The sequence below is a fragment of the Duganella kummerowiae genome, assembly GCF_053572355.1.
On the sequence record NZ_JBKFEH010000007.1, the window covers coordinates 76,512 to 90,575 of the forward strand.

The 14,064-nt window shown below is 70.8% G+C and carries 10 protein-coding genes; 5 read left to right on the forward strand and 5 right to left on the reverse strand.

Features of this window, described 5'->3' with window-relative positions; genetic code table 11:
* The first annotated feature begins 58 nt into the window (after nucleotides 1-58).
* The 5 genes from ACLB1G_RS05990 (at nucleotide 59) to ACLB1G_RS06010 (ending at nucleotide 6,394) form a co-directional block, all read left to right on the forward strand.
* Entirely contained in the window at nucleotides 59-2,329 is a 2,271-nt protein-coding gene (locus tag ACLB1G_RS05990) for a hypothetical protein (RefSeq protein WP_491626280.1), read from the forward strand.
* 6 nt (nucleotides 2,330-2,335) lie between these two features.
* Complete coding sequence (locus ACLB1G_RS05995; RefSeq protein ID WP_491626281.1) at nucleotides 2,336-4,651, forward strand: SUMF1/EgtB/PvdO family nonheme iron enzyme; 2,316 nt, start codon at nucleotides 2,336-2,338, stop codon at nucleotides 4,649-4,651.
* A 47-nt stretch (nucleotides 4,652-4,698) separates the two neighbouring features.
* Nucleotides 4,699-5,043 (forward strand): zinc ribbon domain-containing protein YjdM, encoded by a 345-nt coding sequence (locus ACLB1G_RS06000; protein ID WP_491626282.1) that lies wholly within the window; start codon nucleotides 4,699-4,701, stop codon nucleotides 5,041-5,043.
* A gap of 70 nt (nucleotides 5,044-5,113) precedes the next feature.
* A complete protein-coding gene (locus tag ACLB1G_RS06005; protein ID WP_491626283.1) occupies nucleotides 5,114-5,512 on the forward strand; it encodes an OsmC family protein in 399 nt (132 codons plus the stop codon).
* A 3-nt stretch (nucleotides 5,513-5,515) separates the two neighbouring features.
* Complete coding sequence (locus ACLB1G_RS06010; RefSeq protein ID WP_491626284.1) at nucleotides 5,516-6,394, forward strand: pirin family protein; 879 nt, start codon at nucleotides 5,516-5,518, stop codon at nucleotides 6,392-6,394.
* Nucleotides 6,395-6,400: 6 nt separating this feature from the next.
* Here ACLB1G_RS06010 and ACLB1G_RS06015 read toward each other — a convergent pair whose 3' ends face one another.
* The 5 genes from ACLB1G_RS06015 to ACLB1G_RS06035 form a co-directional block, all read right to left on the reverse strand.
* The gene (locus tag ACLB1G_RS06015; protein WP_491626285.1) at nucleotides 6,401-7,927 is read right to left on the reverse strand and encodes an FHA domain-containing protein; all 1,527 of its coding nucleotides are present in this window, start codon (nucleotides 7,925-7,927) and stop codon (nucleotides 6,401-6,403) included.
* A gap of 139 nt (nucleotides 7,928-8,066) precedes the next feature.
* Entirely contained in the window at nucleotides 8,067-9,104 is a 1,038-nt protein-coding gene (locus ACLB1G_RS06020) for a PP2C family protein-serine/threonine phosphatase (protein WP_491626286.1), read from the reverse strand.
* The gene (locus ACLB1G_RS06025; protein ID WP_491626287.1) at nucleotides 9,101-9,730 is read right to left on the reverse strand and encodes an SH3 domain-containing protein; all 630 of its coding nucleotides are present in this window, start codon (nucleotides 9,728-9,730) and stop codon (nucleotides 9,101-9,103) included. Before ACLB1G_RS06025 ends, ACLB1G_RS06020 begins: the two co-directional genes overlap by 4 nt.
* Nucleotides 9,731-9,735: 5 nt before the next feature.
* Complete coding sequence (locus ACLB1G_RS06030; RefSeq protein WP_491626288.1) at nucleotides 9,736-11,388, reverse strand: hypothetical protein; 1,653 nt, start codon at nucleotides 11,386-11,388, stop codon at nucleotides 9,736-9,738.
* A gap of 6 nt (nucleotides 11,389-11,394) precedes the next feature.
* Nucleotides 11,395-13,803, reverse strand: a complete 2,409-nt coding sequence (locus ACLB1G_RS06035) for an FtsW/RodA/SpoVE family cell cycle protein (RefSeq protein WP_491626289.1) — start codon at nucleotides 13,801-13,803, stop codon at nucleotides 11,395-11,397.
* Nucleotides 13,804-14,064 lie beyond the last annotated feature (261 nt).

Below are 14,064 nucleotides of genomic sequence, written 5' to 3' on the forward strand. Positions count from 1 at the left end.
CGAGCGCATAACCGCCGGCCCCTGCTAGAATCGTGGTGGCTGGTATGAAGGAGTGAACATGTTCCAAAAGTTGGGTTACGGCGGCGTGAAGTGTCCCCGTTGCGGGCACAAGAACGACGGCGAGTCGGGCTACTGCGCGCGCTGCGGCCTGACCCTGGGCGCGCCGCGCAGCGCCCCGTTGCTGCGCGATAACCGCTGGATCCCGGCCGAGGACGAGCTGGCCGTGTATTTCGGCGTCAGCCAGCTGTCCGGCATCTTCACCAGGACCCTGCGCGTGCCGGCCACCGCGCGCGCCTACATCCTGCAGGCCGACAAGGCCACCGAAGTGCCGCAGGGCGAGTACGAGATCGAAGGCTTCTTCACCCGCCTGAACCACCTGCTGCGCAACCAGCACGCCGAAATCCTCATCACGCGCAGCGCGCCGCTGCCTGTCGAGTTCAGCTTCGAGGACCTGCCCACGGCCGAGCACCTGCAGATATCGGCCCGCTTCACCATCGGTCTGCGCATCGAGAACGTTGCCGCTTTTGCCCAGCATTTCATGACCGCGCCCGGCACCATCACCACGCGCCACCTGCAGGAATTGCTGGCGCCTTCGGTGCGCCAGCTGGCGGCGGAATTCATCGGCGGCCGTTCCATGCGCGACATGGCGCACAACGCCAACCTGCGCCTGCAGCTGGACGAGCGCCTGCAGGCCGCCCTCAAGCTGCGCCTGGCCGAATATGGCCTGGCCGCCGTGCAGGTGGAAACCGTGGCCTTGCGCCACGATAAATTCGACCACAACCGCGCCCGCATCGGCACCCTGTGGCTGGTGGCGGACGAACGCCATGTGCAGCTGGAGCACACCAAACAGCTGGACCAGATTTACGACGAGGAAGAATGGCAGGCCATCTGGCGCGAGGAGCAGAAGATGCGCAGCCAGTACCGCCGCGCCGAGCTGCGCCAGGACGCCAAGGCGCAGGACGCCGAACTGGCCTTTAGGGAAGCGGAACGCCAGCAGGCCTTGCGGGCGCGCGAGGTCGAGCTGTATGCGCGCGTGATGGACTCCAACACCCGCAAGGTGGCGCTGGAGAAGGGCGCCGGCACCGTGCTGGCGGACCTGGAACACGAGCTGGCGCACAAGCGCAGCGCGCGCGCCGGCGAGGCGGCCGAGTGGGAGCAGGTACGCCAGCTGGCCCAGATCAAGATGCGCACCGAGCTGGAACTATCGCAGCAGGAGGGCGCCGGGCTGCGCCAGCTGGCCCAGCAGCGCCTGGCGCACCAGGTGCGCCTGCAGGCCATCCGGAACCAGATGGAACAAGCCCAGGCCATCGAGGATGAGGCGCAGCGCCGCAAGGAGCTGGCCGCGCTGCGCGAGCGCGAAGCCCAGGAGCGCCAGCGCGAAGCGGAGATCGAGGCCGAACACCACAGCGCCCGTTTCCAGGGACTGGCCCTGGCCAACGCCGCGCGCCGCCGCGAGGCCGAGCGCATGCAGGAATGGGAAGACCAGCAGCAGCTGGCGCGCCAGCGCGAACTGCTGCGTGGCGAGGCCGTGAAGGAAGCCGCCAACAGCGTCGATATCGCACAGGTCAGCCAGAAGATCGAAGACCTGCGCCGTAGTGGCGCCCAGGCCGACGCCATTGCCCAGCACGAAAAGCTGCTGCGCACCATCGAAGCCGATGGCATCCACGCGCGCCAGAACCAGGCCAACGCCAAACAGGCCGCGCTGGACGAGCTGGCGGTCGAGGAACAGCGTTTGTTGCTGCGCCAGCGCGAACACGAAGCCCGGTGGCAGCAGGAGCTGCGCAAGCTGGAACACGAACGTGAGGAAAAATTCGCGCGCTGGAAGGGTGAATTCGATGTGCTGCAGTCGCAGCAGGCGCACGAGCTGGCCCGCATCGAGGCCATCGGCCGCCTGAGCGACATGGGCAAGGTGGCCACCGCCGCCGCGCCCAACGCCGAAGCCCTGACCGCCATCATGAAAATGCAGATCACGGGTGGCATGACGGCCGACCAGATCCAGGCCCTGGCCCAGGTGGTCAGCGCGGAACACGGCATGACGCCGGCCGAGGCGGAACGCCTGGCCCATGAGCGCGTGCAGGCCGAACGCGCCCACCGCGACACGGAGCTGGACAAGGACCGCCGCCACCAGCTGGACCTGCTCAACCTGCAAAACACGGCCAGCGCCAACGCACTGGGCACCCAGAGCCAGCTGGGCGTCGGGGTGGCGCAGGCCATGGGGCCGGCGCCGCAGGTTGCCCCGCAGCCGCGCCGCTGCGCCAACGGCCACCCGGCACCGGCCGGCCTGCCGTCAGCGAAGTTCTGCGCCGAATGCGGAGCGCCGCTGCACTAGACCATCATGATGCAAACAGCAAGAGACAAGATACGCGAACTGCGCGCCCTGCATGAAGATGGCTTGCTGAGCCTGCAGGAGTTCGACCGCCGCAAGAACGCGATCCTGGACGCCGAGTACGCGCCGCCCGGCAGCAGCGCCGCGCCCATCCAGGTGCGCCAGGGTACGGAGCTGGGACTGATGCCGGGCCAGGAGATCGGGCCGCAGAACCGCCGCTACCGGCTGGAGCGCCTGATCGGCCTGGGCGGCATGGGCCAGGTGTGGCTGGCCACCGACCTGGCCACCCATGCGGAGCTGGGCCACAGTGACCAGGTGGCACTGAAGATACTGCCGCCCCAGCTGACCATGAGCGCGCCGCACGCCAAGCTGCTGATCGAGGAAGCGACTCAGGCCCGCAAGCTGGCGCACGAGAACATCGTGCGGGTGTACGAATGGGCGCAGGACCCGGCCACCTCCAGCTATTTCATCATCATGGAGTACCTGGAAGGCGAGGACCTGGACGCCTATCTGGCGCGCGAGGGCGCGCTCCCGCTGGACGCCGTCTACCGCCTGCTGCTGCCCATGGCGGACGCCCTGCAATACGCCTGGGACAAGCACAAGCTGGTGCACCGCGATATCAAGCCCGGCAATGTATTCCTCACCCGGCGCGGCGAAGCCAAGCTGCTGGACTTCGGCATCGCCTCGCGCGTGCGCAACGCGGGCAGCAGCCTGGGGGTGCAAACGCCCAACGCCGGCACGGCCGGCTACCGCGCCCCGGAAGCCGGCACCAGCACGCGCCAGCCCAGTCCCAAGCTGGACGTGTATGCGGTGGCGGTGATGATCTACCAGCTGCTGGAAGGGCGCATGCCATTCGACGAGGCGCGCGTGGCGGAGGTGGAGCCGGCCGCACCGCCCTGCCTCACCGCGCGCCAGTGGCAGGTGCTGCAAAGCGGCTTCGCCTATCGCCAGGAGGACCGGCCCGGTAACGTGGCGGAACTGCTGGAGCGCCTGCAGCGCGCCGCCGGGCCCTCGCCGGAACAACTGGCGCAGGAAGAGGCCGAGCGGGCCGCCGCGCAGGCCCGCCTGCGCGAGGAAGGCCGCCGGCAGGAAGCTGCAGCGCGTGCCGAGCAGGCCCGCGTGGCGCAGCAGCGCCAGCAGAGCGCCGCCGAACAGGCTGCGCGGCGCCAGGCCGAAGCCGAGGCGGCGGCCCAGGCGGCGCAGGCCGCCGCGCTGGAAAAGCAGCGCCAGGAACGCGCGCGGCGCGAACTCGAGGCGCGCCAGCGCGCCGAGGCCGAGGCGGCCGCGCAACAGCGCAAGCAGCAGCTGCGCGAGCAACTGCAGGCCCGGCGCGAGGCGGACGCCCAAAAGCTGCGCGAGCAGCGCGAGGAACAGCAGCGCAAGGCCCGGCAGATCAAGGCGGAAGCCGCCTACCGCGCCGAACAGGAACGCCACCGCAAGGAACAGGCCGCGCGCCACGCGGCCGAGCTGGCGGCCCTGATGCCCACGCCCACCAGCCCGGTGGCCGACGCCGAGGGCGTGCTGCGCGACCGCTTCCTCGATGGCGCCGGCGCGGGTCCTGAGCTGGTGCTGATCCCGACCGGCCGCTTCCAGATGGGGTCCAACGAACATGAGCATGCGGCGGCCCTCAAGGCCGGCGCGCAGAAGACCTGGCTGGCGCGCGAAACGCCGCAGCGCTGGGTCGGCATCGCCCATTCGATCGCGCTGGGCCGTTATCCGGTCACGGTCGGCCAGTGGAAGCAATTCGTGCGCGCCACCGGCTGGGAATCGCAGTCGGACACCGACTGGCGCCTGCCCGGCTTCGCCCAGACCGATGAGCATCCGGTGGTGGGCGTGAGCTGGAACGACGTGCAGCTGTACCTGCGCTGGCTGTCCGAGGCCACCGGCCAGCTGTACCGCCTGCCCAGCGAGGCGGAATGGGAATACGCCTGCCGCGCCGGCACCCGGACGGCTTTCAGCTTCGGCGACACCATCAGCCCCGAGCAGGCCAATTACGACGGTAATTACACCTACAACGCCGGCCCCAAGGGGCAGTTCCGGCAGGGCACCACCAAGGTCGGCGCCTTCCCGCCCAATCCCTGGGGCTTGTTCGACATGCATGGCAACGTGTGGGAGTGGGTGCAGGACGTGGTGCACGATAGCTATGAAGGCGCTCCGGTGGACGGCAGTGCCTGGGAAGAAGGCGGCGACCAGATCCGCCGCGTGCTGCGCGGCGGCTCCTGGCTGTACAGTCCGCGCTACCTGCGCTCGGCGGCGCGCAACGGCTACTCGGCCGTGCTGGCCAACGACATTGTCGGCTTCCGGGTGGCCCGCAAGCTGGCGTGACGCGGCCCTGGGTGTATACTGCGGGCCTTTTTCATCAGGATCACACCATGAGCGCCTTGCCCGCCTGCCCCAAATGCCAGTCCGAATATACCTATGAGGATGGCGCCAACTACGTTTGCCCCGAATGCGCCCATGAATGGAGCGCCCAGGCCGAAGCGGCAGAGGAGGGGCCGCGCGTCTACCGCGACGCGGTCGGCAATGTGCTGCAGGATGGCGATACCGTCACCGTCATCAAGGACTTGAAGCTGAAGGGCGGCGGTGGCGTGGTCAAGGTCGGCACCAAGGTCAAGAACATCCGCCTGGTCGACAGCGACCACGATATAGACTGCAAGATCGACGGCTTCGGCGCCATGAGCCTGAAGACGGAATTCGTGAAAAAGGTGGTCGGCTAGATAGCAGAGGCGCGCGCCTGTCATTCGGTGTACATTGTCGGGTATTGAACCCACCCACAAGGAACACCGAATGACCATCACCGCCATCCGCGACCAGTCGCTGCCCATGCGGCACATTGTCCACGTCCGCAACCACATCCTGCCGGCCGACGCCACCATCGAGGAAGGCGGCAACGACGCCGGACCCTCGCCGCACGACCTGTACGACGCCGCCCTGAGCGCCTGCAAGGGCCTGACCCTGGTGTGGTACGCCAAGCGCAAGAACATCCCGCTGGAGGACGTGCAGGTGGCCATGGAGCGCGACGCCAGCGACGAGCGCAAGGGCGTGTACCGCCTGACCGCCACCCTGCACCTGGGCGGCAACCTGACGGACGAACAGCGCGCCGAACTGCTGGGCGTGGCGCAGAAGTGCCCGATCCACAAGCTGATGACAGCCGTGACCACCGAAGTGACCACCGTACTGGGCTGAACCATGCCGATCACGAACGTACTCAAGGGCCATGAGAAGGACCTGGGCGGCGGCTTCGTGGTGCGCCGCTTCCTGCCGGCCGCCGTCAAGCAGGCCGTGGGTCCGTGGATCTTCTTCGACCATTTCGGCCCCATCGACGTGCCGCACGACGCCGACCACGACGTGCGTCCACACCCGCACATCGGCCTGGCCACGGTGACGTATTTGTTCGAGGGCGCCATCGACCACCGCGACAGCCTGGGTTCCTTCCAGCGCATCGAGCCGGGCGCCATCAACTGGATGACGGCCGGCAGCGGCATCGTCCATTCCGAGCGCACGCCCAAGGACCTGGTGGGCCGGCCGCACCGCACCCACGGCCTGCAGCTGTGGGCCGCGCTGCCGGTGGCCAATGAAGAGGATGCACCCAGCTTCCATCACACCCCGGCCAGCGCGATTCCGCAGCTGACGGTGGATGGCGCGCAGGTGCGGGTTCTGGTGGGCAGCGCCTTCGGCCACCAGTCGCCGGTGAAGACCTATATGCAGACGTTGTACCTGGACGTGGTGCTGAAGGCGGGCCAGGCGATCGGCCTGGCGGGGCTGCCGCCGGAAGCGGCCATCTACCCGATCAGCGGCGAACTGGCGGTCGATGGCGAAGCGCTGGCGCTGCACACCATGGTGCTGTTGGACAGCGGCAGCTCGCCGCGCGTGACGGCAACCTCCGACGCCCAGTTCATGGTGCTGGGCGGCGAACCGCTGGACGGCCACCGCTACATGTTCTGGAACTTCGTCTCCTCGCGCAAGGAACGCGTGGTGCAGGCCGGCGAAGACTGGACCGCCCAGCGCTTCGTCCCCGTACCGGGTGAAACCGACTTCATCCCGCTGCCGCCGCGCAAGGTACCCTGACGCCTGTCAAGCCGTCTGCATATCCTGCACCGCCGCGGCGCCGTGCAGGCCGCTGGCGCCGGTGCGGATGATCCAGTGTTCGGGGTAGGGATCGCTGGCGAAGCGGTTGTGGCGCGGGATGCGGCTCAGCTTGTCCAGCGGGGTGGTGGGCGCCAGCGCCGTCTCCTTGCCGGTCAGCTGGTCCAGGTGCCAGAAGCCGCCGTCGCGGTGCAGCAGCAGCGGCAGCGCGGCCGCCTGAGGGGCGGCCTTGTAGCCGGGCATGGGGTAGCCGGGATGGGTGTCCGGCGCCATCAGGTAATAGCATTCGGCGCGCGCGCCATGGTCCATGCGGTGCAGGATGACGGCGTGCGGCAGGATGGCCGTCACGGCCAGCACCACGATGCCTTTGATGCTGGCGCTCAGTTCGATGCGCATGCCCAGCCGCAGCGGCACCGGCTTGTGCTTGCCGGGCCAGACGCCGTCCAGCAGCAGGCCGTAGCGCGACACATCCTCGATCTCGAACCCGCCCCGGGTGCGGCGGATGACCGCGTGCCGGCCCGACAGGCGGCGCGTCAGGCCGCTGGTATCGGGACCGTCGCCGCTGTAGTGGTTGAGCAGCACGTCGGCCTCGGGATCGACCAGCTCGAAGCGGCCGAACACGCATTCGTCCAGCGCGAACAGGCGGATCTGGCGCGCCGCGCCGCCCTCCGGCGCCGCGTTCACCAGGCTGGCCGCGCGGCTCGGGTGTGGGTGCAGGGCGGCCGTGGACGGCATGTCGATCTCGATCAGGTCCTCGTCCCAGGCGATGGTGGAAAAGCCCAGGTCGACCTTGCCGGCCGGCGCGTTCAAGTCCAGGTGGGCGATGCCGGCATTGCGGGCGGTGACATCGATGTCCAGGCTGTCCCCGCCCTGGGCGCTGACGCGGGCGATGGAAGCGTCGTCCGCCATCACCCGCACGTTCTTGTGGGTGCTGAGGAAGATGCGGTGGATCTCGGTCAGGCTGGCGTCCAGGCGCGGCACCAGGACCACGAAGGTGCACACCCATTTGCGGGAGGCCAATCCGGCGTGCTGGCTCAGCAGCTCGAGATTGATCGGGTATTGGCCGTGCTCCATGCCGCGCGAGGAGAATTCAACGAACACGGGCCGCCATTCGCCGCCGGTGGCGCGCACGAACTGCAGGCGCGCCGCGCCGTTGGGGATCAGGTCGGACTGCAGCTGCAGCGACAACTGCGGCGCGCAGGACTCCGGCATGCCGCGCAATTCCATCTTGAGGGTCTGGCGGCCGCCGGCCGCGCGCGGATCGAAGCCGCTGATGTGCAGCTGGGGACGTTCGGCCTGGCCGCGTTGCGGACGGGCGTAGCCTTGGCCGGCGCTATCGTGGACAGGTGCGGCCGCAGGCGCCGTGGCCGGCGGACCGGAACGGTGGCTGCGCAAGGCACTGAGCAGCTCATAGCTGGAAGGCTCCGCTTGGGCGTGGCCGCCTTCGCAAGATTGCGCTCCCGGCATGACCCAATAGGTGCAATGCGGATGCTGCGGGTTGCTGCATTTATTCATGGTGTCCCAGCCGGATCGATACCCATGAGTTTATGCGTTTTCGCCCCGGTTTGGCAATCGATAGGCCATCGATAGCGGCCTTCGCTGCACTGTTTTGGACGGGCTGCAACGCCTGGCGTGGCGGGCAGCGGGGCGGCGCTCAGCGCAGGTCCTCGGGCAGTGCCGTTTCGTCAATGTTGATGGCCGCCTCGGCAAGTATCGGGCGGTAGCGCAGCATGATGGCGGTCAGGTTGTCGATATGCAGTTGCGGCGGCGGATGGTCGCTGAATTCCCCGAACAGGCGGTCCAGCGCAGCGGCCGCCGTGGGCGCCGAGGCCAGCAGGGCGGGCCAGCGCGCGGTCCAACGGTGCGGACTGGCGCAGGACCAGAAGCCGTCCGTGGCCAGCAGGTAGAGCGCGTCCGGATTCAGCGGCAGGGCGCGGCGGTCCGGCAGATGGCGCAGGAAGGCCGGCAGCGAGCCGCCGTCCAGTGGACGCAGGCCATCATCCAGCACCTGGGGATAGGCGAAGGCGTTGCCGAGGATGTAGGCCTGGGCGATCTGCACGCGGTGCTCGTGGTGCACTTGGCGCCGCCATTCGTGCTCGTCCAGCATGCCCTGCATGGCGCAGGCGGTGGCCGGTACGTGGTCCACCGTCAGCGGCGCGGCCTGGGCGGCGGTGATTTCGTACAGGCGCGAGTCGCCCACGTGGTACAGCAGCGGCGCCTGGCCGGGCGGCAGCTCCAGCAGGGTGAGGGTGGTGCCGGGGCGGCGGAAGCTGTCGCTGTCGCCCGGCTGGCGGAAGCGCTGCTGCAGCTCGGCGTGCAGGGCGTCCAGGCGCAGCGACAGTTCTTCCTCGCCGCTGCAGGCTGGAACGCGCAGCAGGCCCTGGACGGCCGCTTCGGCCGCTTCGCGCCCCTGGCCGTGGCCGCCCATGCCGTCCAGGACAGCCAGGCGCACGTGGCCGGCGGGCCAGCCCTCCAGCTGCAGGCCGCACTGCTGCTGGTCATGCAGGAATACAGCGTGGCCGTGGGCGTCGATCAGCAGCAGGTTGTCCTGGTTTTCCAGGGGCAGCTTGCTGACGCCGGGACTGCTGCGGGCCGCGATATCGAGCAGGGGTCCGAAGTCCTGGCCGCCCGCGCGCCGCGCCGGGCCATCGGCGCTGCGGGCGGCGGCGCGGAAGGGCCACAGTCGGTTCATTCGCCGCTCCGGCGCAGCCACAGGCTGCTGGACCAGCCGCTGAGCTCTCGTCCATCCACGGTGGTGCGGATCTGCCACCAGTCGCCCTGGCGGGGCCCGGTGGCGGTGATGGCGGCGCCTGCCGGGATGGTGGCCAGGCGATCGGCGTGCACGCCGGGGCCTGCGCGCAGGTTCAGGTCCCGGTGGACGGTGTAGGACGCTGATGCGGCGCAGGGCGCCGGTCCCGTGCAGCCGGCATGGCCGGGGCAGGGGCGTGGCGACGCCTGCGCGCCAGGATCGGCCTCCAGGCCGTGCGCCGAAGCGGCAGGGGCGCCAGCCGCATGCCGGTCCGGGGAAGGCGGGCAGGGGAGAGCAGTGGACGGCGCCGGGAGGGCGCGGCCGTCGCCGCCGGGCGGGAACGCGCCGCTTGCTGCGGTACTCAGGGGGGCGGCCGCCGCCTGCGCGCCGGCCGGCCCCAGTGCCTGCAGCAGGCTGCCGAAGCACCAGGCGCCTGCGCCCGAGATCAGCAGGGCGCGGGCGGTAAGCCTGCGCCACCAGCTGCGCGGCGTCAGGTAGGCGCACAGGAACAGGGTCAGCGCCAGGCCCGCCGCGTAGGCAGCGGGGCTGCGCAGATCATGCAGGTCCATGACGCTCAGGCCTCGAAGCGCAGCACGTAGTGACCGGCCGCCAGGTGGTGGCCGGAGGGCAGCAGGTAGGGCCGGGCCGGATCGGCGTCGGCGATGGCGGCCACGAATTCCAGCTTGTCGTCCAGGTGGTACAGCGCCTGGCTGGCCGACAGGCGGCTGATGCGGAAGCCGTCCGGCGCCGCCTCGAAACTGAAGGCGTTACGCGACAGGCCGATGCGGTCCGCGCTGGCGCCGTCCGCGCCGCCGGTGCGCTGCAGGAAACGTGGCGAATCGAGCACCCGCAGGGCAGCCAGCATGGCGCTGCTGCGGCCGAACACGAAGCGCACCCCGGACGCCACCGGCGCGCTGACCGGCTGCGGCAGCGACAGCAGGGCGCAGTAGCGGTCTGCCATTCCGGGCGCCGCCGGCTGCAGGGCGATGGCGCGCGCGTCCACCGGCGTGAAGGTGGACGGCGCGCTGATGCGTTCGCGTCCGGCGTCGGTGCTGGCGTACAGTTCATCGGCTGCGTTGACGGTGATGCTGATGGCCGGGGCGGCGCCGCCGGCCAGCGTCAGGTTGCGGTCGAACGGCAGTTCCAGCGCGCTGGCGCCGGTGTCGCTGTAGCGGCTCAGGCGCGGCAGGGCCAGCGCCACCAGGCTGACGCGCTGGCGCGCCACGGGAGCGTAGGTGGCGTCGCTTTCGCCAGGCCGGTTGGTGGGATGCTGCGCCGGCTGGCCGGACGGGATGCGGGTCAGTGGTGCGGCGGTCTGTTCCGCCTGCGCCGGGCTGCGGCTTTGCCACACGGCGGGGCGCTGGGCCCCGCCCTCCGCGCCGCCCGCTTGCTGCGGCGCGGCGCCCGGCGCGATGGGTCGGCTGGCGGCAGCCGGATGGTTCGGGGCGGGCGCCGCACCGTCGGCAACCGCCTGGCTGCGCAGGGCCTGCCCCCACGACTGGGCGCGCGTGATGCGCAGCAGCAGGCGCGGGCCGCCGCCCGTCTCGTCGCCGCGTGCCGGGCGGATGGTGTAATAGCCGGCGCGCGGGTCGTAGCGGCATTCGTAGCCTTCCTTGGGGCGCATCTGCACCACCGGCGGGGCGTCGGGACCGTCATTGATGATGAGGATGGCCGCATCCGGGCCGAATTGCCAGCCGGGCACGTTGTAGCTGGTGTCGCTGCCCTCGCCGCCCAGCAGGGCCAGGCGCTGGTTGGGGTAGATCGGGCAGACCGGGGTCCACACGGCGCTGTCGCGCGACACGCTGACGTTGTGCAGCACCTTCTCGTCCGGCGCCGGCAGGTAGACCGCATGGCCGAAGCGCACCTCGACCTGGCCCGGCGGCAGGGTGTCGTCGCCGACCACGTCGTAGCGCACCTGGTCCCCGCCCAGCAGGTCGCCGAAATCCTTCTGGTGCAGCGCCGCCAGGGTTTGCGCCAGGTCGCGCGCGCGGGCGCCGCGGGTCAGGTGGTAGTCGTCGTCCACGTCCTCCTGCGGCAGCATCAGGGTCACGTGCGAGAAGCAGCGCGTGGCGGCGCGGCCGCGGTGCTCGCGCGGGCTGCGTTCGAGCAAGTCGCGCAGCAGCGGGCGGCGCGAGAACAGCGAGAATCCAGGCGCCTGCCAGATCGCTTCCGCGTTGAAGACATCCTGGATGCGTCCCAGAACCTGGTGTTGTACGTAGATGGGCATGATGGCTTACTCCTCTGGTGATTGCGTGCTGACCGCTCCAAGCGCTAGCAGGGGGCAGAGGAAAAACAGCAGATGGCTGCCGCCGGCCGACAGGAAGCTCATCGGTTGCCCCATGATGGGGAAGATGGCCAGGTTGGTGCCCCACGACAGCAGGAAGTGGCCCAGCACGAAGGCGGCCCCGCCGCACAGGGCGAAGTAGCGCAAGCGCGCGCTCCAGGCGCGGTGGAAGTGGCGCGCGGCGGCGGCGCCGGCGTGGGCACGGCGTGCTTCCAGCAGCAGGCCCGCCAGGAATGCCGCTTGCAGCATCCACAGCAGCAGCCCGCCGGCCAGGCCGTGGCGGTACAGAAAGAAGGATGCGGCGAAGTCGTCCTGCACGGCCGGGATGCGCACGGCGTCGGCGGCCGCCTGGCCCAGCGTGCGCAGGCCCAGCCAGTGGTCGGCGCCCAGCCAGCCGCCCTCGGCCACGGCGCGCGCACCCAGCAGCAGCTGCTGGCCGGTGTGCGGATGCCGGCCGGGATCGAGCCATACCTGGAAGCGGTCGGCGTAAAAGCCCCAGCGCACCAGCTCGTCGCCGTTCTGCAGGCGCAGCCAGGCCAGGGCAGCTACTGCCGCCAGTCCCGCCAGGCAGACGGCGGCCAGCAGCAGCGGGCGCCGGGCGGCCAGCGCGTAGGCGCAGGCCATGCCGGCGCTCCACACCATGAGCAGCACCAGCGGGGAGAAATCGTCGACCTGGACCAGGGCCAGTCCCAGCAGCGCCAGGAACAGCAGGGCCGGAGCGGCCAGGCGCAGCCAGCGTGCTCCATGGTCGCGCCAGCTGGTGCGCAGCGGCGCCGGCTGCGCGTGCCAGCCGAAGCGCAGCGCCAGGCAGTGGGCGCTCAGCGCGGTCAGGGCCAGCTTGGCCAGTTCCACCGGCTGCAGGTCGAACACGCCGGTTTCATCGCCCCACAGGACTTGCGCGGCCAGCGCGGCCAGGGCGACGGCCGCCAGCGCGGCCAGCAGCCATTCGGTGGCGCGCTGGCGCGGCGGCAGGCGGCGCCGGACGTGGTGCATGGCCCCCATGCGCGCCAGCCCACCCACGGCGCAGCCGATGGCCAGCAGGGCGCAGCTTTTCTGGTAGTAGCGCAGCCAGGACGATTCCGGCGCACCCAGGCCCAGCTCCAGCTGCGACAGCAAGCCGGCAGCGAGCAGCACGACGGCGGCGGCGCAGGGCAGGGCGAGGCGGCCGGGCAGCAGCATCCAGAGCAGCAGCGCCGCCGCGCCCAGCGCCAACGAGCAGGCCGCAGCGGGCGGATGGCCGCCGCGCTGCAGCAGCAGCGCCGCCGTCCCGCAGGCCAGCAGCAGCACGCACGCCAGCGCGCCCCAGACCAGCGGCCAGCCGGCATGGTTGCGTGCGCGGACAGCCAGCAGGGCGGCGCCGCATAGCGCCAATCCGGCCCACAGCGCGCCGTCCTGGCCGGCCTGCCACAGGCCGCGTTGCCGCCACTGCCATGCGACCTGCGGCGGCAGCGGCTGGTCGGGTTGTGCATACAGTGCCACGTGACGGCTGGGCGCCAGGCTGATCTGGCCGTCCCGTGCAGCCAGCTGCAATCGCGTGTGGCCGGCCACGATGGCGGCCACGCCGGCCAGCGGCGCCTCCTGGCGGCGCAGGTCCAGCGCGCCGTCCGCGCCGCGCGCCAGCACCGCGGCGCGCTCGCCGTCCGGGTTGCCGGCCAGGAGCTGAAAGGCGCCATCGCTGCGGCTGATCTGCGCCGCACCGGGCGTCACCATGGGCAGGCCGAGCCGGTTGCCACAATACAGGTTGCCGCCCACGCTGAGCGGGCGCGAAACAGCGATGGGTGACGCAACCCAGCGGTTCCAGCCTGCCAGCAGGCGCGCAGCCAGGCCGGCGTCCGGGCAACTGTCCTGCGCCCGGCCGTCGCGGTACACGGTGGCGCCATCGTAGCGCCATTGATGGCCGCCCTGCGTGAACGAAACCGCACTGCCGTCGGCGCCGCTGACGTCGAATACGTGGGTGTCGACCTGGAAACGCTGGCCCGCCTGCAGGGGCGTGCTGCCGAGGCGGTGCTCACGCGCGCCGTCCTGCAGGATGAGCTGGCGGCCGGGGCTCAGGTTGCGCACCTGCCACGCACCATCGGCATCGCGCCGCAGCGCCAGGTGGCGCTGGTCGGCCTGGGGCGCGGCCAGTTCGCGGCTGCCCAGGACGACTTCCTCGCCCGGGCGCAGCGTGACGGTGACGGCCGACGGATACCAGGCCGGAGGCGCGCGCCACAAGGTCCAGGCTTGTAGCAGGAACAGCAGGGCCAGGGCGGACAGCGTGGCGCTGACTGCCGCATGCCGCAGCGCGTAGCACCACGCCTGCCGGGCCAGGGCGGCGAAAATGCCCGGGCCGCCCTCATTGGCCCTGACGCGCCGCACCGCTCCGGTCCCGGCGCCGTGGCCAGCGCCAGGCGCAGGCGGCCCGGATGGCGCCTTGCCCGCCGGGGCGGCTGGCTGGGCTGTTTCGGCCGGACTGGCGCCTGCCGCGCCGCCTGCCGTCGTGCCGCGCTGCCCAGGTAGGCGTCTGCCGTGAGGCGCCGGGTGTCTGCGCGCCATCCGCAGGCGTGACCAGATCGCGGCGCTCATTGCGGCCCCTGCAAGTGGCGGTTGCCGGGATACGCCGCCAGGCCGCGCGCCATT

Coding starts and splice junctions, on each gene's coding strand:
- ACLB1G_RS05990 (WP_491626280.1), top strand. CDS start 59: ATGTTCCAAAAGTTGGGTTACGGCGGCGTGAAGTGTCCCCGTTGCGGG.
- ACLB1G_RS05995 (WP_491626281.1), top strand. CDS start 2,336: ATGATGCAAACAGCAAGAGACAAGATACGCGAACTGCGCGCCCTGCAT.
- ACLB1G_RS06000 (WP_491626282.1), top strand. CDS start 4,699: ATGAGCGCCTTGCCCGCCTGCCCCAAATGCCAGTCCGAATATACCTAT.
- ACLB1G_RS06005 (WP_491626283.1), top strand. CDS start 5,114: ATGACCATCACCGCCATCCGCGACCAGTCGCTGCCCATGCGGCACATT.
- ACLB1G_RS06010 (WP_491626284.1), top strand. CDS start 5,516: ATGCCGATCACGAACGTACTCAAGGGCCATGAGAAGGACCTGGGCGGC.
- ACLB1G_RS06015 (WP_491626285.1), bottom strand. CDS start 7,927: ATGAATAAATGCAGCAACCCGCAGCATCCGCATTGCACCTATTGGGTC.
- ACLB1G_RS06020 (WP_491626286.1), bottom strand. CDS start 9,104: ATGAACCGACTGTGGCCCTTCCGCGCCGCCGCCCGCAGCGCCGATGGC.
- ACLB1G_RS06025 (WP_491626287.1), bottom strand. CDS start 9,730: ATGGACCTGCATGATCTGCGCAGCCCCGCTGCCTACGCGGCGGGCCTG.
- ACLB1G_RS06030 (WP_491626288.1), bottom strand. CDS start 11,388: ATGCCCATCTACGTACAACACCAGGTTCTGGGACGCATCCAGGATGTC.